Origin of the sequence: Streptomyces buecherae (assembly GCF_014295035.1) — a bacterium.
GTDB lineage: Bacteria > Actinomycetota > Actinomycetes > Streptomycetales > Streptomycetaceae > Streptomyces > Streptomyces youssoufiensis.
Map to the genome: position 1 here is coordinate 2715550 of NZ_CP060404.1, position 23461 is coordinate 2739010.

The 23461-nt window shown below is 74.4% G+C and carries 12 protein-coding genes; 4 read left to right on the forward strand and 8 right to left on the reverse strand.

Annotation, left to right across the window (positions count from 1 at the left end; all coding sequences use genetic code 11):
- The first annotated feature begins 1287 nt into the window (after positions 1-1287).
- From H7H31_RS34940 to H7H31_RS09910, 4 genes are all read left to right on the forward strand, one after another.
- Positions 1288-1998 (forward strand): spermidine synthase family protein, encoded by a 711-nt coding sequence (locus tag H7H31_RS34940; RefSeq protein WP_372455937.1) that lies wholly within the window; start codon positions 1288-1290, stop codon positions 1996-1998.
- Positions 1999-2106: 108 nt separating this feature from the next.
- On the forward strand, positions 2107-2856 hold the full coding sequence (locus tag H7H31_RS09900) for a response regulator transcription factor (RefSeq protein WP_176164046.1): 750 nt from the start codon (positions 2107-2109) through the stop codon (positions 2854-2856).
- A 2111-nt stretch (positions 2857-4967) separates the two neighbouring features.
- On the forward strand, positions 4968-6149 hold the full coding sequence (locus H7H31_RS09905) for a HAMP domain-containing sensor histidine kinase (RefSeq protein ID WP_187060411.1): 1182 nt from the start codon (positions 4968-4970) through the stop codon (positions 6147-6149).
- A gap of 239 nt (positions 6150-6388) precedes the next feature.
- Entirely contained in the window at positions 6389-10237 is a 3849-nt protein-coding gene (locus tag H7H31_RS09910) for a multifunctional oxoglutarate decarboxylase/oxoglutarate dehydrogenase thiamine pyrophosphate-binding subunit/dihydrolipoyllysine-residue succinyltransferase subunit (RefSeq protein ID WP_187060410.1), read from the forward strand.
- Between the two features lie 261 nt (positions 10238-10498).
- On the opposite strand, the gene H7H31_RS09915 is transcribed toward H7H31_RS09910, so the two are convergent.
- The 8 genes from H7H31_RS09915 to H7H31_RS09950 all read right to left on the reverse strand — a co-directional run bounded on the left by H7H31_RS09915 (position 10499) and on the right by H7H31_RS09950 (position 23372).
- On the reverse strand, positions 10499-11410 hold the full coding sequence (locus H7H31_RS09915) for a GlxA family transcriptional regulator (protein WP_187060487.1): 912 nt from the start codon (positions 11408-11410) through the stop codon (positions 10499-10501).
- The gene (locus H7H31_RS09920; protein ID WP_187060488.1) at positions 11407-11958 is read right to left on the reverse strand and encodes a cysteine hydrolase family protein; all 552 of its coding nucleotides are present in this window, start codon (positions 11956-11958) and stop codon (positions 11407-11409) included. The genes H7H31_RS09915 and H7H31_RS09920 overlap by 4 nt, the downstream gene beginning before the upstream one ends.
- Positions 11959-12196: 238 nt before the next feature.
- Positions 12197-15196, reverse strand: a complete 3000-nt coding sequence (fxsT, locus tag H7H31_RS09925; RefSeq protein ID WP_187060489.1) for an FxSxx-COOH system tetratricopeptide repeat protein — start codon at positions 15194-15196, stop codon at positions 12197-12199.
- 111 nt (positions 15197-15307) lie between these two features.
- Positions 15308-16831, reverse strand: a complete 1524-nt coding sequence (locus tag H7H31_RS09930; protein ID WP_187117881.1) for an aKG-HExxH-type peptide beta-hydroxylase — start codon at positions 16829-16831, stop codon at positions 15308-15310.
- Positions 16828-18060 (reverse strand): FxsB family cyclophane-forming radical SAM/SPASM peptide maturase, encoded by a 1233-nt coding sequence (locus tag H7H31_RS09935; protein WP_187118234.1) that lies wholly within the window; start codon positions 18058-18060, stop codon positions 16828-16830. The genes H7H31_RS09930 and H7H31_RS09935 overlap by 4 nt, the downstream gene beginning before the upstream one ends.
- 623 nt (positions 18061-18683) lie before the next feature.
- Complete coding sequence (gene fxsA, locus H7H31_RS09940; protein ID WP_187060067.1) at positions 18684-18908, reverse strand: FxSxx-COOH cyclophane-containing RiPP peptide; 225 nt, start codon at positions 18906-18908, stop codon at positions 18684-18686.
- Positions 18909-18994: 86 nt separating this feature from the next.
- Positions 18995-22363, reverse strand: a complete 3369-nt coding sequence (locus H7H31_RS09945) for an SAV_2336 N-terminal domain-related protein (RefSeq protein ID WP_187117882.1) — start codon at positions 22361-22363, stop codon at positions 18995-18997.
- 4 nt (positions 22364-22367) lie between these two features.
- Positions 22368-23372 (reverse strand): AAA family ATPase, encoded by a 1005-nt coding sequence (locus H7H31_RS09950; RefSeq protein WP_222624650.1) that lies wholly within the window; start codon positions 23370-23372, stop codon positions 22368-22370.
- Positions 23373-23461: the final 89 nt, after the last annotated feature.

Sequence of the window (23461 nt, forward strand, 5' to 3'; positions counted from 1 at the left end):
CGGGCACGCCGAGGGCGTGCGCGTGGGGGGCGCGCACGCGAGGGGTGGCCGCGTGGGACGTAAGCACGTGGGACGTGGGTGCGTCAGACGGGGGCGGGTGGGATGCGGACGCGTCGGACGTCAGCGCGTGGGGCGCGGGTGTGTCGCGGGCTGGGGTGGCGGTAGCGGGTGTGGGGGTGTGGCGCGCGGGGCGGTCCGACCGGGGCTCGTCGCAGGTTTCGCCGTACGGGAGAAGGGGGTGATCGGGCGTGGGGTTCGGAGAAGCGACAGCCCGACCCCAGGCGGTGCGGGGACTGACGGAGTGGGGCCAGGCTGAGCGAGACCGGGTGAGGCGAGGCCAGGCTGAACGGGACCGGGTGAGGCGGGGCCAGGCGGTAGGGAGCCAAGCGGTGCCGCGCGGTGCGTCGCCGGCCGGCTCAGCGGGTGTCTTCGACCAGGTCACCGCCCTTGAAGCCTCTCTCACGGATGGTGCGGCCACGCGCCGCAAGGCTCCACCCTCTGCGATACGGGAGCCACATGCCCCAGGAAAGGAGTGTGATGATCACCACTGTAGACAGCCCGGCGGGGCTCATTTTCATCGCCCGCTGGGTGGTGGGCTTACGGGCACGCGCCGCGTTGGTCCGGCGACGCATTTCTATCGCGTTGGACCGCCTCACCCGGCTGTGGCGAAAATGGCCCGGTTCCGCCCGTCTGCCTTGTGCCGCAACACCTTCGGAGGTCAGCGCCATGTCCGCCGCGCCGTTCGAGTCCGCGCCGTACGAATCTGTGGCGTACGAGTCTGTGCCGTATGACACCGATGACCGGCCGGTGACCGTCGAGCGGCGCGAGGGCCCGTACGGGGAGGTCGTGCTGCGGCGGCGCGGGCAGGGCGCGGGAGCCGTGTGGGAGATCATCGCCAACGGCTGCTTTCTGATGGACACCTCCGATGGTCGGTCCGAGCGGTTGCTGATGCGTGCCGCGCTGAACGCCCTCACGGAGGGGGTGGAATCGGGTTCCGGCTCTGACCCTGCCTCGGATTCTGTTGACGAGGTCAGTGCCGTCTCGACCGCGACCGGCGCGCCGTCGCTGGCCACCACGTCGTCCGTGCCGGCCGTGAGCGATGAGTTGGCGTCTGTGCGGGGGGCGGAGGCGCGGTGTCCGATACACAGCGGGGCGTTGGGCGGCGACTCGGTCGACGGTTCGGCGGCACCTGGTACGAGCGGCACCGAAGATGTCAGCCGGCCCTCTTCCGGGAGGCGGCCCACGGGAGACGGTGGTTTCGACAGTGGCCTGGACGGCGGTCGCGGGGTGGGTGCCTCGCCCGTGCGGCGAAGCTCTCAGGGCGTGGATTTTCGGCCCGCGGTGCTGATCGGTGGGCTGGGGGTCGGGTTCTCACTGGTCGAGGCGGTGGCGGAGCCGCGGTGGGGGCGCATCGTCGTCGCCGAGCGGGAGCAGGCGGTTATCGACTGGCACCTGCGCGGGCCGCTCGCCGAACTCACCGGCCCCGCTCTTGCCGACCCGCGGACCGAGATCCTGCACACGGACCTGGTGGCCTACCTGCGCGGACCGTCCCACGACGATGCCGACCGCGTCGCCGCACCGAGCAGTCAGCCCGACACCGACGAGCACGGTTTTGCCTCGCGGAGTGAGGAACCCCCCGCACCCACGGGCGCCGGGGAGGCGATAGCGGTGAGCGATTCCCGCACCTGCGACGCAAGGCAGAGCGACGCAGGGCGGAGCAACGCAGGGCAAAGGTACGACGCGCTGTGTCTGGATATCGACAATGGCCCGGACTGGACGGTGACCGAGGACAACGGTGGTCTGTACTCTCCCGCGGGGCTCGCGGCCTGCCGGGAGCGACTCAACCCCGGCGGAGTGCTCGCGATCTGGTCCGCGCAGCCGTCGACAGCGTTCGAGGAGGCGTTGCGGAATGCCGGTTTCACGTCTGTACGGACGGAAGAGATCACGGTTGCCCGAGGCGTCCCCGACGTGGTTCACCTCGCGATTCGCGGTGCGTAGCCGAGCCAAGCACACTGCGTTTACGCTGCTTGCCAGCGAATGCTGCCTGGGTAGCCAGGGATGACCAACCCCGGCGCGCCAGGCAAGGGACAACGCAGGGGCGGGCAGATGGAGCAGACACACAACGGCCTGGGCGGCACAGCGGCAGCCGCCAACGGGGCCAATGGGGCGCAGCGCCGGGTGCTCGTCGTAGAGGACGATCCCACGATCGTCGACGCCATAGCGGCTCGGCTGCGAGCCGAGGGATTTCAGGTGCGTACGGCCGGGGACGGGCCGGCCGCCGTGGACACGGCCGAGGCGTGGCAGCCCGATCTGCTGGTGCTCGATGTGATGCTGCCGGGGTTCGACGGACTGGAGGTGTGTCGTCGGGTCCAGGCACAGCGACCGGTGCCGGTGCTCATGCTGACCGCGCGCGACGACGAGACCGACATGCTGGTGGGGCTCGGGGTCGGTGCCGACGACTACATGACGAAGCCGTTCTCGATGCGCGAACTGGCGGCGCGGGTTCACGTGCTGCTGCGTCGGGTGGAACGGGCGGCGCTCGCCGCGCACACGCCCCGTACGGGCATCCTGCGGCTCGGCGAGTTGGAGATCGATCACGCGCAGCGGCGGGTGCGGGTGCGGGGTTCGGACGTGCACCTCACGCCGACGGAGTTCGACCTGTTGGTCTGCCTGGCGAACACCCCCCGCGCGGTCCTCTCACGAGAGCAGTTGTTGGCCGAGGTGTGGGACTGGGCCGATGCGTCGGGCACTCGCACGGTGGACAGCCACATCAAGGCGTTGCGGCGCAAGATCGGCGCGGAGCGTATCCGTACGGTGCACGGCGTCGGGTACGCCCTGGAGACGCCGGCCGCATGAGTGGTGAGCGCCGGGTCGGCTTGGTGGGCCCGGCCGCCCGCGCCGCGCGCCTGACACCGTCCGCGCGCGGGGGCACCGTCATCGATTCGGGCACCCCTGCTGGGTCGCGGCCGACCGATCCCGCACGGCCCCTCGCCCTTGCCCGGCAGGCCGCCCGTATCCGGCCATGGTCAGCCATCCGTACCAGGCCGGTTGGCGCTGTCCGGTCGGTCGGCTCCGTCAGGCCGGTCAGCGTCGTCGGGCCGGCAGTTCTGGGCGGTGCGGTTGCCCCTGTCGGACCGGCCGTTCCAGTCGGGCCGGCTCTCTCTGCCGGGTCGGTCGTCCGGGGCGCGGGGGCCTACGGCATCGGGGCGGTCGTCGCTGCGGTGTCCGTACGGGCGGATGTCTTTGGCCAGGGGTTCGGCTCTGGCCGGTCGATCGCCTCCGGCTGGACGACTGGTTGGGCCGGCCACGGGGTTGGCCGTGCCCGTGCCGATGACCATGCGCACTCCCCCGCACCATGCGGGCTGACCAGCGAACGGGATCAGGCACCACATGAATGTCATCCGCGCGGCCGCCCATCCATGCACCGGTTCGGGGAGCGCCACGAAGGGCCGAACTGTTCCGACCGGATCGGTCCGGCAAACGGTCGCTTTGGCCAGCCTCGCCGCGGGCGCTGCGGCGAGGCCCGACGCCGCAGCCTCGCCAGCCAGCATCTCGCCAGCTAGCGCCTCGCCCGCCAGCGTCTCGCCGACCTTTGTCGCCGCTGGCGGTAGGCGCGGAGGGGTGGGCGAGTACGCCGCCTGGGGCACGGGCGGCGGCGCGTGGCGGGCCGGGTTCGCCGCCGGGGCTCCGTGTGTGGGGCGTTCCGCCGCGCGGTTGGCCTGGCGTGGTTCGGCGGACATCGCCCCGGGTGCGTGTGTCGTTCGCCTCGCTGCTCGATCTGACCGGGCGGTCATAACCGCCGGTGTGGCGGCACGTATCGGGGGCTGGGGCGGCACGGCTGGTGACGTGTTCGGTTCCGAGGGCTGCCCAGTATTGGCGGCAGGTCCGCTTGTCGCCGCCCGCGAGGCCAGCGCCGAGTGGGGCCGGGTGAGGGCGGCGCTGGGGGCCGGCGCGGAGTGCGCGCGACAGGGCGCGACCGGTGGCTGTTCGTCTGCGAGTGCTGGGGACGTCCCGGGCTCGCCGCCGGCATCGAGGTCCGCCAGCCAGCCGTCAGCTCTCGCGCGGCGCTCGTGCCGCAGGTCGGGCGCGCCCCGCCGGTCGGGGGTACGGGTGCGCGCGATGACGGCAACAGGTTCTCGGCCCGCGACACGCGCGGCACGCGCGAAGGGTGCGCCCGAGCAGCGGGGCGCGCCGCGTCCGTCGAACGGGGCAGGCGTGACGCGCGCGGCAGGTGCGACGTGCGCGACAGGTGCGACGAGCCCGGGGCCCATGGCGGACGCCGCGTACACCACGTACATCGCGCCCGCGGCGGACCCGGCGAGCGCGGGACTCAGGCAGCAGGGCGCGGCCCCCACGGCCAGCCCCGCTCGCGCGGTGTCGGCACCGCGCCGCACAGCACACCCGGTGCTCCCGGCCCGCTCGGTTCACCTGGCGAGCCCCACGTACTCGGCTCACCCGGCGAGCCCCGCGTATTCGGCTCCCCTGGCGAGCCCGGTGTCGGCCACCACTCCCATGCCCGCGACCACCGACCACGCCCGTACCCCAGCACGCACGGCGCGCCCCATACCTCCGGAGGCCACAACGCCCTCGCCACCCGCGACCCCCAAGGCGCCATCTGCCTCCGCAGCACCGACCCCTTCCCCTGAATCCCCTTACCCCTCCCCAGCCCCCGCGAGAGATGCCGCCCCCGCGAGAGGCACCACCTCCACGAGACGCACCGCCCCCACCAGGGACACCACCCTCACGAGAGACACCGACCCGATGCGGGACCCCTCCCCCACCAGAGTCACCACCCCCGCACGTCGCCTGAGGCACCCGTGAGGCCCCCGGAAGAGGGCCGGGCGGGCGTCGGCGAGGGCGAGAGGAGATCGACACGGGAGCGGCCGCGGTGGGGGGAGTGGCAGGAGTGGCGTAGGGAACGACGTACGGGACGGCGGGAGCGGCGCGTGGACGAGCGAGGGTGGCGGATGCCGGTGCGGGGGCGGTGGGTGACGGAGTCGGTGGAGCGTGCGGGGCGGGGGTGGCGGTTCCCGCGTGCCCGCAAGCGGGTCGCGGCGGCGGTGAGCTGGTTGTGGGAGGCGCTGCGTCCGCTCGATCCGTACCGTTCGGTGAAGGCCGCGCTGGGTGCGTTGGTGATCGTCTCCGTGATCATCACGACGCTGCTGGTGTTCGTGGCGGTGCGGTCGGAGACCGAGCTGCGGATCATCACGATCTTCTCGATCATCGCCTCGCTCCTGGTCACCCAGTTCGTGGCGCACGGCCTGACCGCGCCGCTGGACGAGATGACCGAGGTCACCCAGGCGATGGCGCACGGTAACTACACGCGGCGGGTGCGGGCGGCCGGCCGGCGGGACGAGTTCGGCGCCCTCGCGGCGTCGTTCAACCGCATGGCCGCCGACCTGGAGGCCGTCGACAGGCACCGTAAGGAACTGGTCGCCAACGTCTCGCACGAGTTGCGCACGCCGATCGCGGCGTTGCGCGCGGTGCTGGAGAACGTGGTGGACGGGGTTTCGGAGGCCGATCCGGAGACGATGCGTACGGCGCTCAAGCAGACGGAGCGGCTGGGCCGGCTCGTGGAGCAGTTGCTCGACCTGTCGCGCCTCGACAACGGCGTGGTGCCGCTGCACGCGCGCTCCTTCGAGGTGTGGCCGTATCTGGCGGGCATCCTCAAGGAGGCCAGCATGGCCAGCGGGGCGCGCGCCGCGACGGCCGGTTCGTCCGGGGTGCACGCGCGCGGGGACGTGCACCTGCACCTGGACGTCTCGCCCCTCGACCTCACCGCGACGGCGGACACGGAGCGGCTGCACCAGGTGGTGGCCAACCTGATCGACAACGCGATCAAGCACAGCCCGCGGCGCGGCCGGGTCACGGTGCGGGCGCGCGGCGACGAGATGCCGCAGAGCCTGGTGCTGGAGGTGCTGGACGAGGGGCCCGGGATTCCCGAGGCCGAGCGGCACCGCGTCTTCGAGCGTTTCAACCGGGGCGGGCCCGAGCACAAGGGTCCCGGCAGCGACGGCGGCACCGGGCTCGGCCTCGCCATCGCGCGCTGGGCCGTGGATCTCCACGGAGGTCGGATCGGAGTGGCCGAATCCCCCCGGGGGTGCCGTATCCAGGTCACTCTTCCGGGCAACGTGCGGGAGGCACGTTGACGTATGGTCGGTGACGGAAGCACGCATTCGACCGAGTGCGGGCGCGGCGCGCCCTTGCCTGGTACGGGTGTCCTGCGGGGAACCCCGTGTGTTTCCCGCCAAGTCATGCCTCGAAACCCGTCGATCAATGTGATGTACGCGACGCATAGCCCGTGCGGCCTGCACCAAACGTCCCAACAGGCGTAGCCTTTATTTCCGCTGTCCACCACCTTAGGAAGCGGAAGAGGGCGGTTGCCGCCGTGTCGCCACAGTCCCCCAACACTTCGAGCATCTCGACCGACCCCGACGGGCAGGGGAAGACCCCGCCCGCCGAGTTCGGACCCAATGAGTGGCTCGTCGACGAGATCTACCAGCAGTACCTCCAGGACCCGAACTCGGTAGACCGAGCCTGGTGGGACTTCTTCGCCGACTACAAGCCGGGCAAGGACGGGGCGTCGGCCCCGGCAGCGGCGGGGGGAGTAGCAGCTCCGCCGGGCCCGGGAACCGGGGCCGCATCGAACGCTTCCGCCCCGGCCGCGCCGCAGGCGCCCGCGAGCGCCCCCAAGGCCGCCGCGCCGCCCGCGGCCAGCGCCCCGGCGCCGGCCACCGCGCCACCCGCGCCCGCGCAACCGGCGCCCGCCAAGGAGGCGCCGGCCGCCAAGGCCGCGCCCGCCAAGGCCACCCCCGCCGACCGGCCGGCCCCCAAGGCCGCCGCGAAGCAGGAGACGCCGAGCGCCGGGCCGGAGCTGGTGACGCTGCGCGGCCCGTCGGCCGCGGTCGCGAAGAACATGAACGCCTCCCTTGAGCTGCCCACGGCCACGTCCGTGCGCGCGGTGCCGGTGAAGCTGCTGTTCGACAACCGCATCGTCATCAACAACCACCTCAAGCGCGCCCGCGGCGGCAAGGTGTCCTTCACGCACCTGATCGGCTACGCCATGGTGCAGGCGCTGAAGGCCATGCCGTCGATGAACTACTCCTTCACGGAGAAGGACGGCAAGCCGACCCTGGTCAAGCCGGAGCACATCAACCTCGGCCTGGCCATCGACCTGGTCAAGCCCAACGGTGACCGGCAGCTCGTCGTCGCGGCGATCAAGAAGGCCGAGACGCTCAACTTCTTCGAGTTCTGGCAGGCGTACGAGGACATCGTCCGCCGGGCCCGGGACAACAAGCTGACGATGGAGGACTTCACCGGAGTCACCGCGTCGCTGACCAACCCGGGCGGCATCGGCACCGTGCACTCGGTGCCGCGGCTGATGCCCGGCCAGGGCCTGATCATCGGCGTCGGCGCGATGGACTACCCGGCGGAGTTCCAGGGCACCTCGCAGGACACCCTGAACCGCCTCGGTGTCGCCAAGGTCATGACGCTGACCAGCACCTACGACCACCGCGTGATCCAGGGCGCCGCCTCCGGCGAGTTCCTGCGCGTGATGAACCAGTTGCTGCTGGGCGAGAACGAGTTCTTCGACGACATCTTCAAGTCGCTGCGCATCCCGTACGAGCCGATCCGTTGGCTGCGGGACATCGACGCCTCGCACGACGACGATGTCACCAAGGCCGCCCGCGTCTTCGAGTTGATCCACTCCTACCGGGTCCGCGGCCACGTCATGGCCGACACCGACCCGCTGGAGTACCGCCAGCGCAAGCACCCCGACCTGGACATCACCGAGCACGGGCTCACGCTGTGGGACCTGGAGCGCGAGTTCGCGGTCGGCGGCTTCTCCGGCAAGTCGATGATGAAGCTGCGCGACATCCTCGGCGTGCTGCGTGACTCGTACTGCCGCACCACCGGCATCGAGTTCATGCACATCCAGGACCCGAAGCAGCGCAAGTGGATCCAGGACCGGGTGGAGCGCCCGCACTCCAAGCCGGAGCGCGAGGAGCAGCTGCGCATCCTGCGCCGGCTGAACGCGGCCGAGGCGTTCGAGACGTTCCTGCAGACCAAGTACGTCGGCCAGAAGCGGTTCTCGCTGGAGGGCGGCGAGTCGGTCATCCCGCTGCTCGACGCCGTGATCGACTCGGCCGCCGAGTCGCGCCTGGACGAGGTCGTCATCGGCATGGCCCACCGCGGCCGGCTGAACGTGCTGGCCAACATCGTCGGCAAGTCGTACGCGCAGATCTTCCGGGAGTTCGAGGGCAACCTCGACCCGAAGTCGATGCACGGCTCCGGCGACGTGAAGTACCACCTGGGCGCCGAGGGCACCTTCACGGGCCTGGACGGCGAGCAGATCCAGGTCTCGCTGACGGCCAACCCCTCCCACCTGGAGGCGGTGGACCCGGTCGTCGAGGGTGTGGCGCGCGCCAAGCAGGACATCATCGGCAAGGGCGGCACGGACTTCACCGTGCTGCCGGTGGCGCTGCACGGCGACGCGGCCTTCGCGGGCCAGGGCGTCGTCGCGGAGACGCTGAACATGTCGCAGCTGCGCGGCTACCGCACCGGCGGCACCGTGCACATCGTCATCAACAACCAGGTCGGCTTCACCGCCGCCCCGGCCGCGTCCCGCTCCTCGATGTACGCCACCGACGTGGCCCGCATGATCGAGGCGCCGATCTTCCACGTGAACGGCGACGACCCGGAGGCCGTGGTCCGCGTCGCGCGGCTGGCCTTCGAGTTCCGCCAGGCGTTCAACAAGGACGTGGTCATCGACCTCATCTGCTACCGCCGCCGCGGCCACAACGAGACCGACAACCCCGGTTTCACCCAGCCGCTGATGTACGACCTGATCGACAAGAAGCGCTCGGTGCGCAAGCTCTACACCGAGTCGCTGATCGGCCGGGGCGACATCACGCTGGAGGAGGCCGAGCAGGCGCTGCAGGACTTCCAGGGCCAACTGGAGAAGGTCTTCACCGAGGTCCGGGACGCCACGTCGGCCCCCGCCCCGGCGGAGGTGCCGCAGCCGCAGGCCGAGTTTCCGGTGCACGTGGAGACCGCGGTCTCCCGGGAGGTCATCAAGCGCATCGCCGAGTCGCAGGTCAACGTGCCCGACCGGGTCACGGTCCACCCGCGGCTGCTGCCGCAGCTCCAGCGCCGGATGGCGATGATCGAGGACGACACGATCGACTGGGGCATGGGCGAGACCCTGGCCATCGGCTCGCTGCTGATGGAGGGCACGCCGGTGCGGCTGGCCGGCCAGGACTCGCGGCGCGGCACGTTCGGCCAGCGGCACGCGGTGCTGGTGGACCGGGAGACCGGCGAGGACTACACCCCGCTGCTCTACCTCTCGGAGGACCAGGCCCGGTACAACGTCTACGACTCGCTGCTGAGCGAGTACGCGGCGATGGGCTTCGAGTACGGCTACTCGCTGGCCCGGCCGGAGTCGCTGGTCATGTGGGAGGCGCAGTTCGGTGACTTCGTCAACGGCGCGCAGACCGTCGTGGACGAGTTCATCTCCTCCTCCGAGCAGAAGTGGGGCCAGACCTCCGGCGTCACGCTGCTGCTGCCGCACGGCTACGAGGGCCAGGGCCCGGACCACTCCTCGGCCCGCCCCGAGCGCTTCCTGCAACTGTGCGCGCAGAACAACATGACCGTCGCCATGCCGACGCTGCCGTCGAACTACTTCCACCTGCTGCGCTGGCAGGTGCACAATCCGCACCACAAGCCGCTGATCATCTTCACGCCGAAGATGCTGCTGCGGCTGAAGGCGGCGGCCTCCAGGACGGAGGAGTTCACCACCGGCGGCTTCCGCCCGGTGATCGGCGACCCGGTGGCCGAGGCCAACGCGGCGAACGTGCGCAAGGTCGTCTTCTGCTCCGGCAAGGTCTACTACGACCTGGCCGCCGAGCGGGACAAGCGGGGCGCGAACGACACGGCGCTGGTCCGTATCGAGCGGCTGTACCCGCTGCCCGGCAAGGAGCTCCAGGCCGAGATGGCCAAGTACCCGGGCGTGCAGCAGTACGTCTGGGCGCAGGAGGAGCCCGGCAACCAGGGCGCCTGGCCGTTCATCGCGCTGAACCTGATCGACCACCTGGACCTGGGCGTGGGCGCCGACCTGCCGCCGGCCGAGCGACTGCGCCGGGTCTCCCGGCCGCACTCCTCGTCCCCGGCCGTCGGCTCCAACAAGCGGCACCAGGCCGAGCAGCAGGCGCTGGTCAACGAGGTGTTCGACCTCTAGCGGCGACGTGCGGCCGGCGCCCGCCGAGAGCGTGAGCCGGTCGCGCGGACCGTTGGAGCAGTACGAAGCAAGGGCCCGGCCCCCGTTTCCGAACGGGGGCCGGGCCCTCGCGCGTGCCGGGAGGCGGCTCCGGGGGGCGGGTCCGAGGGTGGGTCCGGGCCGGGTCCGGGGGCGCGGCGGGGTTCGAAGCGGGGCACGGGAACGGGAGGGGGCTCGCCGGCCACCAGGGCGGGGCGGCGCGGGCGTCAGGTGGCTCGGGCGTCAGGTGGCGCGGGCGCGCAGCCGGCGGAGCATGCGGGCGTCCTCGAAGCCCACGTCCCGCGCGGCGGCCTCCACCGTCGCGCCGTGGCTGATCAGGTGCGCGGCGCGCTCCAGGCGCAGCGTCTGCTGGTAGCGCAGCGGGGTCAGGCCGCCGGTGGCGCGGCCGAACAGCCGGGTCAGGGTGCGCTGGCTGACGCCGGCGTGGTCGGCCAGCCGGGCGAGGGTCAGGGGCTCGGTGAAGCGGGCGTCGATGAGGTCCTGGACGCGGTGGACGGTGTCGTCCAGGTGCGCGCGGTGCCGCAGCATGGCGCTGGTCTGCGGCTCGTGGCCGTTGCGGCGGGCGTAGACGACCATGCCGCGCGCGACCCGGGCGGCCAGCGCCGGGCCGTGTCGTACGGAGAGCAGGTGCAGCGCCAGGTCGATGCCGCTGGCGATGCCCGCCGAGGTCACCACCCGGTCGTCGGAGGTGAACAGCACGTCGCGGACGACGGTGGCGCGCGGGTAGCGGGCGGCCAGCTCATCCTGGTGCGCGTGGTGGGTGGTGCAGCGGCGGCCGTCCAGGAGGCCGGCCTGGCCCAGCGCCTCCGCCCCGGCGCACACGCTGGCGACGGTGCCGCCGGCGGCGTGGTGCGCGCGTATCCGCTCCAGGAGCGCGGGGCCGGGGCCGGGCCCGGCGCGCAGCGTGCTCGTCTGCCAGCCGGGGACGACGACGAGGTCGCCCGGACCCAGCGTCGGCCACCGGGTCCGGGCGGTCAGCGGCAGCCCCTGGGCGCTGGGGACGTCTTCGTGCTCGGCCACGTAACTGAGCCGGTAGGGCTGCCCGCAGCTCACCGCCGTGCCGAAGACCTGGGCCGGGCCGGCGACATCGAGCAGGTGGACCTGGGGCAGCAGGACGAAGACGACGTGGCTCACCCGGTCGATGATCCCTGTTCGGCGGCCAGCTCCGCCACCGTCGCGATGCGGGCGAACCGGTCGCGCAGGGCCACCTCGGTGCGCTCGACGATCTCCTGGACGGTGAGGCCGCCGAGCGGGTTGGTGGTGGTGGCGTCGGTGACGAGGACGGCCGCGTACCCCAGGTCGCTGGCGAGCCGGGTGGTGGTCTCCACGCACTGTTCGGTGCGGATGCCGCACACCCACACCTCGCCCACGCCCGCGCGGGTCAGCAGGTGCTGGAGGTTGGTGGTGGTGAAGGCGTTGTGCACCGTCTTGCGCAGCACGGGCTCGTCGGGGGCCGGCTCGTCCAGCTCCGCGAGGAACCGGACGTGTCCCGATTCGGGGTCGAAGGGGGTGTCGCTGCCGGGCGCGGTGTGCAGCACCCACACCACGAGGTCGCCGTTCGCGCGGGCGAGGCGGACCAGTCGGTTGACCGGCTCGGCGATCCTCGGGTTGCCGATCCGCTCCCACGAGGGGAGGGCGCGGAAGGATTCCTGGACATCGATGACGATGAGTGCTCGTTTCATGTCACCCATGGTGGCCAGCGCGTACGGGCCGCCGACAGGCCCGATCCAGGCTGGCGGCGGACCGATCTGGTCAGCCGACCACCGGCCGGGACCGGGCGGTACGCCACCGGCCGCCCGGCCGGGCCGGCGACGGCGACGGCGACGGCGGCACGGGCCGCCGCCCCGCTCACCGACCACGGCGGTCGGCGGGCGGGGCGGCGGGTGGCACGGGTCGGCCCGGTCGGCCGAGCGGGCGCGGCTAGTGCGCGTGGTTCTCGAAGTCCCAGAACGGCCTGGCCCGGGAGCGGGCCGAGATGGTGTGCACGTGCTGGGAGCCGAGGGTGTCGGAGAGCGCGCTCAGCGCCGCCTCCTCCACCTTCTCGGCCTGCTGCCGGTCGCGCATCACGCGCAGGTCGGCCGCGAGCGCCACCTGGCAGGAGAGCGCCAGCGGGTGCTGGGGCCCCAGCACCTCGGCGGCCAGCTGGCTGGTCCTGCGGCTCAGCTCGGCGGCGCCCTCCGGGTCGCCCATCAGGTTGCGGGTCGCGGTGGCGTTGAGCGCGATGCCCAGCGTCCACGGGTGCCGCTCGCCGACCGCGGCGGTCATGGTGGCCAGCGCCTCCTCGATCAGCATCGCCGACGGCTGGCGCTCCCCCGCCGCGCGCAGCACCAGCGCGTGGTTGACGGAGCTGCCGACGGCGTACGGGTGACGGGGGCCGAGCATCTCGCGGTAGCGGCCGAGCACCCGCTCCCCGAGGCCGCGGGCCAGGTCCAGGTCGCCGTGCTCGCGCTGCATGCAGCCGTAGCTGGAGGCGGCCATCAGCGTGAGCGGGTCGGTGTCGCCCAGCACCCGTTCGCAGCGCTCCAGCATGTCGCCGAGCAGGGTGATGCCGCGGGTGCGGTCCCCCTGCCGGTACAGGCACATCGCCAGGTTGTGTTCGGCGCGCAGCGTCTGCGGGTTGTCGGGCCCCATCACGTCCCGGTGCACCTCGACGCTCGGCTCCTGGATGGAGATGGCCTCCTCGTAGCGGCCGAGCAGGCGCAGGTCCCAGGCGTAGTTGATCTCGGAGAACAGGGTCCAGTTGTGCCGGGGGCGCAGGTGCTCGCGGCGGGCCTCCAGGGCGCGCCGGTCCATCTCCAGGGCCTCCGTGTACCGGCCGAGGACGCGGTAGGAGACGGCGAGGTTGTTCAGCGCGCCCAGCGTGCGCGAGTCCTGTTCGCCGACGAGTTCGGTGTACTCGCGCAGCACCGACTGCTGGAGGTCGAGCGCCTCGTCGTAGCGGGCGAGCGCGCGCAGGTCGGCGGCGAGCCCGGTGACCGCGCGCAGCAGGTCGAGGTCGTGGTCGCCGCGCTCGGCGCGCAGGTGGTCGGCGGCGGCCCGGTCGAGCTGCTCGGCCTCGGCGTACCGGCCGACCGAGCGCAGCAGGTTGACGTGGTGGTAGGCGAGGTCCCAGACGCGCGGGTGGGTGGGGCCGAGCAGCTCGTGCCACTTCGGGGTGACCCGCTCGGCGATCTGGAGCCCGGTGCGGTACTCGCCGCTGAGGAAGAGGTAGCGCAGGCAGTTGAGGACCAGGCGCTGCACGGCGCCGTGGGTGCTGACGTAGGAGCCGGACGCCTCCAGGTGCGGGACGAGTTCCGCGTACCGGGGCCACAGCCGGGTGTCGGTGGGACGGCCCGGGTCGGAGTTGGCCAGCGCCCGGCGGGCGACCCGGGAGTACTCGGCGCGGTCCTCCTCGGGCATGCCGGCCCGCACGGTCTGGTGGACCATGCGGTGCAGGTGCAGCACCTCGGTGCCGGCGGTGGGCTCGTCGGTGCCGTCCTCGGGGTTCTCGGTGCGCACCACCGAGTACTGCACGAGCTTGCTGATCGAGGACGTCCAACGCAGCGGGTCGTCCATCAGGCCGCGCAACTGCTCGGGCAGGTCGCGCGCCGGCAGCTCGCGCAGCAGCCCGAGCGGGACCGGGCCCGGGGCGAAGAAGGAACACAGCCGCAGCAGGTCGACCGCCTCGGGCACGGACTCCCGCAGCCGGTTGAGCAGTATCGAGAAGGCCGTGTAGTACGTCATGGGGAAGTCGGCCGCGACCTTCAGGCCCACCTCGATGTCGGCGCCGTCGCGCAGCAGTTCGATGTACTCCTCGACCGGCATGGTCGAGTCGTTGAGCGAGCCGGCGGTCTGGTCGAGGGCGAGCGGCAGGTCGCCCAGCGCGTCGGAGAGCAGGTCGGCCTCGTGGGCGGAGATGCGCCGCGCGCGGCGGCGGACGAAGGCCACGCTCTCCTCGCGGTCGTAGACGGGGATCTCGACCAGCGAGGTGTTGTGTTCGTCCCAGTCCCGGTTCTGCGAGGTGATCAACACGTGGCCGGGGCCGCTGGGCAGCAGGTCGGCGACGGTCTCCGGGTCGTCGGCGCCGTCGAGGACGAGCAGCCAGCGGCTGTAGGGGGTGCCGCGGCGCAGCGCGTCGTGCACGGCGCGCAGCCGCTCGCCGTACTCGGGGCCGGCGCTCAGGCCGAGCGCGGGGGCGAGTTCGGCCAGCCGCTGGCGCAGCGTGCCGCGCTGGTCGGCGGGGACCCACCAGACCATGTCGTACTCGGAGCCGAAGCGGTACACGTACTCGGCGGCGGTCTGGGTCTTGCCGACGCCGGACATGCCGAGCAGCGTGACCACCGCGGCGCTGGCCTCGGCGCCGTTGAGCTGGTGGTAGATCTCGCTCAGCGCGCCCTCGCGGCCGGTGAAGCGGATGTTGCGGCGCGGCACGCCGCCCCAGACGCGCGGTTGGTCACGGGGGAAGCGGGGGCCCGTGGGCTCGGCGGCGGTGGCCGGGGCCGCGCTGTACGGGGTGCCGAGGCGGGCCAGGAGCCGGCGCTCGGCCTCGCGGGGACCGGCGACGCCGAGTTCGGTGACGTTGAGGGCCGCGGTCGCGGTGGGCATGGCGGCGTCGGTGACGGTGACGGCCGCGAACCGGTCGGTGTTGGGCGCGACGACGGCGCGCAGCGCCTGGTTCCACTGGTCGTGGGTGCGCGGGCCGAGTTGGAAGTACCAGTCGCTCAGCAGGAGGAGGACGCGCCCCTCGGCGAGCAGCAGGTCGCGCAGCGCGTCCTCGAGCGGCGTCTCGACCGGCGGGTCCCAGCGCTGGAAGGCCACCCGGTGGCCGTGGCGTTCGAGCCGGTCACCGATCCAGGCGGCCCAGGCGCGGTTGAAGCCGGCGTAGCTGATGGTGACGGGCTGCCGCTCGGCGGCGGCAGGGGACTTGCGCACTACGGCCATCCGACCGTCTCCCTCGTGTTGCTCCATGCGATGTGAACAGCGCACGGGTCATCCGATGACCCGTCAGCCACTGTGTGGGGAACATACACCCGCGTTTCACCCCTGGGCAGTTCATCGTGTGTGCTGCCTCCGCCAGGTGAGACGGGCCGTTTCCACGTAGGCCGCCGCACGCGCCAGGTACCTCGCCGGCGGGGGCGTGCCCTTCATCCTCGTGTGCAGCGCGACCAGCTCCGCCAGTAACACCCTGCCAGCCGAGGTGAGTTGGCGCGAGCCCGACAGGGTGGGCAGTATCGCCCCCACCTGTTCGCGGCAGCGCGCGTGCTCGGCCCAGGCGAGGTCGCGCAGTTCCGCGTCGACCGGGGCGAGCGCCACCCGCTGCCAGTAGTCGGCCAGCGCCAGATGGGCGTACGCCCCCTGCAACAGGCCGTCGAAGGGGCGGGCGTCGGGTCGCCAGGGGGCCCAGTAGCGGCGCGGGGAGCCGGCGATGTGCAGCGGGGAGAGGTCGCTGACCGCGGACAGCTTGGCGTGGTGGAGTTCGTGCACCAGCGTGGCCGCCAGGGTGGCGGGCCCGCTGGGCGCGCTGGCCAACACGGCGCCGAACGCCTCGCGGCGGGTGCCGCTGGAGTGCGCGGCGCCCTCGGCGCGCCGCGCGGCGCCGGGCGGCCGGGTCATGGGGATGACGCAGCTCAACAGGCCGGCGTCCACGAGGGGGCGCTGTCCGGTCAGGGTCAGCAGGGGCAACGCGGCGCGCCAGGTCGCGCGCCACCGCTCGCGCTGGCCCGCGGTGAGCGTGCCGAAGGCGAACAGGCCGTGCTGCCGGGCCTCGTCGTCCACCGCGCGGTAGGGGTCGGCGTCGTCGAGGAGTATGCGTACGGGGCCGTCCGCCAGCGCGTGCACCGGCCGCCAGCGCGGGTCCTCCGAGCGCCAGCCGCCGTGCCCGTCGGGCCGCAGCACGGCCGGCGCGATGCCGGCCCCGGACACGGTCAGCACGCCGTCCGTGCCCTGGACCCACACGGTGTTCCCGGCGGCGGCGTACGGGCCGGGGCGGGCGGCGTGCGGTGCGGGCGTCCCACGGCGGCCGGCGGCCGGGGGCGCGTCGCGCGGCGGGGCGGCGCTCGGGGCGGCGGGGCGCACCCGCAGGGCGCCGAGCGCGGGCAGCGTGACCTGGCCCGCCCGCACGGCCAGGCGGGTACGGAAGGTACGGCCGCCGCGCGCCGCCGCGGCCACGGCGAACCCCCCGAGGTGAGCGAGGTCAGCGGCGACGGCCGGCTGTCCGGGGCGGCCGGCGCCCGCCGGTGGCGGCGGCTGCGCCTCGGGCGACGGCGGTGGCGGCCCGGTCAGGCCGCGTACGCAGCGCTCGGCCCAGGGGCCGGCCAGCGGGTAGTACAGGGCCGCGCGGGCCGCCTCGGGGGCCGCGCGGTCGACGTCTTCGAGGAGCGTCCAGTGCTCGTGGGCAAGCGCGGCGGCGGCGGGCGGGAGCACGGCGGCCGACGCCGTGCGCACGGCGTCCAGGAGCAGCCGCAACAGCAGGAGCCGGCGCGCGTGTTGGCCGTCGATGAGGGTGCCCAGGGTCCGGGCTCCGCCGTCGGCCCGGCCGAGTTCGCGGAGCATCCACGCGGGGACCGGCTCGTTCACGCGCCCGCCGCCTCGGTGACGCGGCCCGCGATGTGCTCGATGAGGTGACGCAGGTCCGCGCAGTACACGGACGGGTGACGGAAGCCGGCGCCGGCGTCGTACCGGTGCGCGTAGTGGCCGCCGCCGCAGACCCGCACCACGGGGCAGCGCAGGCAGTCGGCGGCGAGCGCGGCGGTGCCGGCCTGCCGGGCGGCGACGCCTGGGTGGGCCAGCGCGTCGTCGAAGGAGTGCCGGAAGACGTCGAGGCCGGTGGCGGCGGCGCCCTCGTACGCGGACTTCAGCGCGTCGCTCTGCTCGATGGTGCCGTCGGTCTCCACCACCGCCGCCGCGAACGGCTGGAGGCCGAGCGACTCGGTCGCGGCCGGCAGTCCGAACAGCAGGGCCAGGCACTCCTCGAACAGCCGCACCCGCACCCGACGCCGGTCCGCGCGCCACCACTGGTCGAAGACGGCGCCCAGCCACTGCCCGTAAGGGGCGGCGCGGGCGGCGGACGAGGGGGCGCGGCCCAGGCCGGCGGCGGTCAGCCCGGGGGGCGGGGCGCTCCAGTTGCCGTGCGGGAGCAGGAAGTCCAGCATCGGCGGGTCGAAGGCGAGCAGCGACGCGTACACCTCGGCCGGGTCGCCGGTCACGTCCACGACGCACAGCACGCCGGCGTACGCGTCCGGGTGCCCGGCCAGCAGGCGCAGGCCACGGGTCGCGGCGGTCCAGGACGGGCGGCCGGCGTGGTCGACCCGCTCCCGGTTGTGCCGCTCCAGGCCGCCGTCCAGGCTCACGCCGACGCGGACGCCGGCGGCGCGCAGGGTGCGCAGGCCGGCCTCGGTGAGCAGGGTGCCGTTGGTCTGGACGACGGCGTGCACCGCGCAGTTCGCGGGCACGGCCGCGCGCACCCGATCGACGGTGGCGGCCAGCGCGTCGGCCCCGGCGAGCAGCGGCTCACCGCCGTGCAGGACGAGGGAGATCTCGCGCAGGCCGTGCGCGCTGGCGTGCTCGGCGATGCGGTGGGCGGTTCGCGCGCGCACGGCGTCGCTGGCACCGGCCGGCCGGTGGCGCCAGCCGCTGTCCGGGCCCGCGTACAGGTAGCAGTAGCGGCAGTTGAGGTTGCATCGGCCGTTGACCTTGAGGATGAACTGCCGGAAGGGGACCAGCGGCGCCCCGGCGGCGACGGGCCCGGCGCGGGCGTCGGGGCGCCGGGGCCGGGGGCCGGTCGGCGGCGGGGGGCGGGATCGCAGACCGGTCGGCGGGGGGCTGTGCGGGGGCGCGCGGAGCGGGCACGGGGGTGGCCGCCGGGTGTGGGGCCGTGGCCGCGGTCGATACGGGCCGCCGCTCCCCCGCCGCTCCCTGCACTGCTCCTCATCCCCCTCACCGTCCCGCTGGGCGCTCCGGCGCCACCCCACCGCCACCAAGACCACACACCGACCGCACCCCTCACACCCACCGCACCACCACCGAGCACGGCCCGCGCCTCGGTGCGCCGCGCGCACGCCGCGCCAGGCCCGCGACCGTCCCCGGGGCCACCGGCGCCGCCTGGTCGGCGCCCCGACTCGGCCGCGCGCGCCGCCCGTTGGCCCGCGCGCGGTGGGCGTCACCCCCGGGCGACACCCCTTTGTCCACTACCCCGCGCGGCCGGGCCGAAAGCATGCCGGGGGGGCGGCCGAGCGGCGGCGCGCGACGAACGCGGCTGGTCACAGGCGTACGCCGGGGCACACGGCGGCGCCACGGAGCGCGCCCGGGTCCGGCTCGGGCGCCGGTGGCGGCCCGGTGCGCCCGGGCGCGAAAGGCGCGCCGGCGCTCGGGATCGCCGGGCGAGTGCGCCGGCCAGGCGCCCCCGTCGCGGCGGAGATCAACAGGCGCATCAGCAGGCGCTGTTGAACGCCCACAGCATTTCGCGGGGTTGGGCCACCCGGTCGCGCAGGTCGCCGAGCACCTCGTCGAGGACGGGATGCTCCAGCGTGCGCAGCGTCGCCAGGTCGAGGCCGAGAACGTCCGGCAGCGGCCCCGCCGATCCCTCGGCCCCGGCCCGGCCCGCCTGGTCCGTGTGCTGTGCGGTTCCCTCGTGTGCAGCGCTGTCCCGGCTCATGTCAGCCTCACCCTCCCCGCGTCACGGCCCACCGGGCATTCCCCGACGGGTGGTGCTGGAAACACCCGCGTCCGCGGCAGGGGCCGCTATCGGCCGCGGGCGAGGTCCGCCAGGCGCTCGGCCGTGCGCCGGCCCAGCGCGCCGCCGCCGTCCGGGAGCGCGCGCCACTGCGCGAGGGCCGACTCGTACGCGGTGCGCGCGGCCCGGGGACGCTGGCCCGTCTCGTAGACGACGCCGCGCCAGTGGTGCGCCGTGGCCGCCAGCCGGGCCGCCTCGGCGTTGACGGGGGCGCCCTCCGCGCCGGCCGGGCCCCGGCCCGGGCCGGCCGCGCTCGCGGCCTCCGCGGCCCGCCGGTACGCGTCGGCCGCCTGGTCGAGCCGCTCCGCGCGCCGGGTGTGCCGGTAGGTGCTGCGGTGGGCCTCGCCCAACTGGAGCCAGCAGCGGGCGCGCAGCAGCGGGTCCTCTGCGCCGTGCGCGGCGAGCCCGAACAGGTGCTCCGCCTCGCGCAGGTCCACCAGGTCCTCGGCCTCGCGGTAGCGGATGGCCAGGGCCTGCCCGAGCATCATCAGCCGCTCCGGCAACCGGGGATCGCCGGCCGGGGTCTCCATGCGGCAGTCCCGGAGGACCCGCACCGCCTCGAAGACGTAGGCGTCGCCGCCGGGCCGCTCGGCGCGCTCGATGAGCACCGTGCCCCACTCGGCGATCAGGTCGCTGTAGCCGGCGCGGTCGCGGGTGAGCAGCCGGCTCGCCTCGGCGAACCGCCGCGCCGCCGCGTCCAGTTCGGCGACGTCGCCGCGCCCGGCACCGGCCGCCTCGTACCGCCGCACACACAGTCGCGCGTCGCGGGCCAGGACCTCCGCGCGCAGCGGCCGGTCCGGCGCCAGGGCCAGCGCCTCGGCCACCAGCGCGGCGGCCTGCTCCGGCCCCTCCTCCGCGACCAGCAGCGCGTCCACCACGTCGAGCGCGGCCCGGGCGCGCACCTCGGCCGGCGCGCCCTCGGCTTCGAGCCCGGCGCGCCCGAGGTCCAGTGAGGTCGCGGCCTGCCGGGCGTAGGTGCGGGCGCGTTCGCGGTCAGGGGCCGCGCCGGCCAGCCGCAGCAGCGCCCGGCCGCGCGCCAGGGAGAGCCCGCTGGGCTGCGGCAGGCTCGCCGGCCACGCGTCGGCGAACGCCTCCAGCATGCCGACGCTCTCCTCAAGGAGCGCGCTGTCGCCGCCCAGTTGCCACTGCTCCTCCAGGACCCGCACCCGGTCCAGGGTGACCGCGAGCGCCTCGCCGGGGGCGAGCCCGACCGTGGCGCACACCGCGGTGAACTCGCGGTCCGCGCGGCGCAGCAGGTCGAGCGCCGCCCGTGGGTCGCCGGCCGCGCCGCGGTCGCTGGCGGCGGCGTGCAGCACCCGGGCCAGCACCGTGCGGGCGCGCACCGAGCCCGGGTAGGAGGCGGCGGTCTGCGCGGCGTCCTGCGCCTCGCGCAGCAGGTCGGCGCCGCCGCGCAGCCGCCACAGGCGCAGCAGGTCCTGGGCGAGGTCGCTCCACAGCTCGGGGTCGATGCCCTGGGCGAGGGCGCGCTGTTGGGCGGCGGCGCGGCGCAGCAACTGGACGGCGTCCACCAGGCTCTGCACCAGGCCGTCGGCCTCGAAGCGCTCGATGAGCAGCGCCGCCCGGCGCACCGCGAGCGAGCGGGGGGCCTCCTCGCGGGCGAGCGAGACGCCTTGGGCCGGAGTGTCCGGCATGAAGCGCTCCAGGACGCGGGCCGCGACCTCGGCGAAGGGCTGGGCCGGCCGGGCGGGGCCCGCGCCGTCCGCGTCGTCGGGGGTGGCGGGCGCGGCCCCGGGCGCCTGCCCGTCGACGGAGAGTTGGGCGATGGCGAGGGCGGGGAAGTTGGGCCCGCCCTTGCCGAACCGCTGCTCGACGTATTCCGAGCAGTGTTTGAGCACGAGCAGCGCCTCGTCGCGGCCGAGGGAGGCGAGGAGTTCGTCGTGCACGCCGTCGGCGAACTCGTACCAGCGGCCGTCGCCGCCCGGCTCCCGTTCGCGGCGTCGCAGCAACCCGCCGAGCAGCACCTCGGAGAGTTCGGCGGGGCCGGAGTCCGGCAGCATCGTGCGCTGGACGAGTTGCATGACGGGCAGGAACAGCGGGGCGGCGGCCAGGTAGACGGCGAGTTGGCCGGCGCCGGGCGACGCGGTGGCGCGGAACCGGCTGACGAGCTGGGTCGGCGAAAGCGGTCCGCGTGGCCTGGCCGGCGCGGCGGCCACCTGGTCGGCCCGCACCCAGCCGACGGCGGCCTCCACGGGGCCGGCCCCGGTGCCGGTCAGCAGCCGGGCCCAGGCGCCGAGGGCGGCCGGCGCCGGGGGCAGCACGGGCACCGGCGCGGCGCCCGCGCGCCGCTGCTCCTCGCGGCCCAGTCCGTAGCCGGCGGCTCCGGCGTCGGGGACGAAGTGCAGCGGCGCCGAGGACGTCGGGCCCTGGCCACGGACCAGGGCGCCGAAGGAGGCGGGCAGCCGGGTGCGGGCCCACAGGCGCTGGGGCAGGGGTTGCAGGACCGCGACCGGGGCGTGCCGCAGCAGCCGGTACGCCAGTCGGTGGGCGGCGCCGCTGCGCCACAGCGGGCCCGCGCAGTCGCTGACCAGGACGGTGACCAGGCGCCCGGTCGGGTCGGTGAGCTGGTCGGCGGAGCGCAGCGGGGCCGCGTTCGGGTCGAAGTGGCGGCTGACGGCGGGCGTGCCGTCGGGCCCGTCGTGCAGGTACTGCACCGCGACGTCCCGGAAGGCCCCCAACTGGCCGAAAACCTGCTGGAGTTCGCGCAGCAGGCGCTGCCATACGTACATGGACGACGAGGCGTCCATGAGGAGTTGGAGCGAGGCGTCGCCGCGCAGTACGGGGCGGAACACGGGCAGCACCAGGCCGCCGGCGCGGGCGCTGTGGTCGGCCGTGGCCGCCTCGTCCAGGGTGCGGCGCAGCGGGGGCGCGGCGGCGCGGTAGCGCTGGAGGGGGCGCAGGGCGCGTTGGAGCTCCAGGGGCCGGGGCAGGGCCGCGGCCTCGGGCACGCCGATGGGTACGCCGCCGGTCGGGGGCTTGGCGCCGGTCGGCCGCGGCCCGCCGGGCCGAAGCGTGCCGTCCGGGTAGAGGTGGACGCGGCTGGGGCGCGGGTCGGTCCGGCCGGGTTCGGGGCGGCCCGCGTCGGGCGCCGGCGTCTCGGCGGGGGCGGGGCCCGCGGGGTCGGGGCCGCCGGTCCGGGTCGCGCGGTCGGCGTCGGCCGCGAGGGGCGTGGCCAGGGGGTCGGCGGCGTGGGGGGTGGTGGACTGGGGCCCCTGATCGGGCCGCGCGTAGCGGGCGAGCCAGAGCGCGTCGGCTAGTTCGCCGTGCGCCGGGTCCAGGCCGGCGCCGCGCAGCACCTCGATGAGGTCCGCGAGCGGGCTTGCTGCGGCGCGGCGGGGCCGCGGGGCCGAGTCCTGCATGACATCACCTGGGCCGGTCGAGGCGTTGGATGAGCATGTCGGCGAGCCGGTTGCGGGTGGGTGGGGCGGCGTGGTGCGTGAGGTAGATGGCGTTCAGGAGTTGGTCGGTGGCCAGGAGTTCGCTGCGCGAGCGCTCCAGGAAGCGGAGCACGAGGTCGTCGCCGACGCGCGCCAACTCCTCGCCCAGGTGCGCGCGCACGACGGTGGCCAGGCGTTCGTGGTCGGGCTGGCCGAGTTCGAGGTGGATGCAGCGGCGCAGCAGCGGGGCGGGGAAGTCACGCTCGCCGTTGCTGGTGAGGACGACGAACGGGAAGGCCCGGCAGCGCACCCGGCCGTCCCTGATGGTGACCTTGGCGCCGTCGTCGGTGAGCACGTCCACCTCGGGCTCGCGCTCGGCCAGCCGCTGGAGTTCCGGTATCTCGAACTCGCCTTCCTCCAGGACGTTCAGCAGGTCGTTGGGGAGGTCGATGTCGCTCTTGTCCAGCTCGTCGACGAGCAGCACGCGCGGCCCGGCGGTGGGTAGCAGCGCGGTGCCGAGCGGGCCGAGCCGGATGTAGCTGCCGATGCCGCCGGGCACGCTGACCGGGCCGGTGCCGGCCGCGCGGCTGCTGGCGGCGATCTGGGTGTCCTGGAGGCGGGCGATGGCGTCGTACCGGTAGAGCCCGTCGTCCACCAGCGTGCTGCGGCTGACGATGGGCCAGCGCAGCACGCGGCCCAGGCCCAGTTCGTACGCGACGGCGTGGGCGAGGGTGGACTTGCCGGTGCCGGGGCTTCCGGTGACCAGGAGGGGGCGGCGCAGGTACAGCGCCGCGTTGATGATCTCCAACTCCTCGCCGCTGGGCCGGTGCAGGGCGGCCATGTGGCGGTAGGCGCCGAGTCTGCGGGTGGAGGCGCTGTCGGTGCCGGGGCCCGGCTCGACCAGCGGGGCGCCGTCGAAGTCGCGCCAGGGCGGCGGTTTGGGCAGCGCGGAGATGCCGGGGTGGGGCTCCCCGGTGCCCCGGTAGATCAGCCACTCGCTCGGGGCGCCGCGGCCACCACCGCCGCCACCGGCCTCGGGCGGCTCGGCGGCGTCGGGGCCGGGGTCCGGATTGCTGTCAG

Excerpts from the sequence above, each read along its gene's own strand:
- H7H31_RS09900 (WP_176164046.1), top strand. The coding sequence starts at position 2,107 with ATGGAGCAGACACACAACGGCCTGGGCGGCACAGCGGCAGCCGCCAAC.
- H7H31_RS09905 (WP_187060411.1), top strand. The coding sequence starts at position 4,968 with ATGCCGGTGCGGGGGCGGTGGGTGACGGAGTCGGTGGAGCGTGCGGGG.
- H7H31_RS09920 (WP_187060488.1), bottom strand. The coding sequence starts at position 11,958 with ATGAAACGAGCACTCATCGTCATCGATGTCCAGGAATCCTTCCGCGCC.
- fxsT (WP_187060489.1), bottom strand. The coding sequence starts at position 15,196 with ATGGCCGTAGTGCGCAAGTCCCCTGCCGCCGCCGAGCGGCAGCCCGTC.
- fxsA (WP_187060067.1), bottom strand. The coding sequence starts at position 18,908 with ATGAGCCGGGACAGCGCTGCACACGAGGGAACCGCACAGCACACGGAC.
- H7H31_RS09945 (WP_187117882.1), bottom strand. The coding sequence starts at position 22,363 with ATGCAGGACTCGGCCCCGCGGCCCCGCCGCGCCGCAGCAAGCCCGCTC.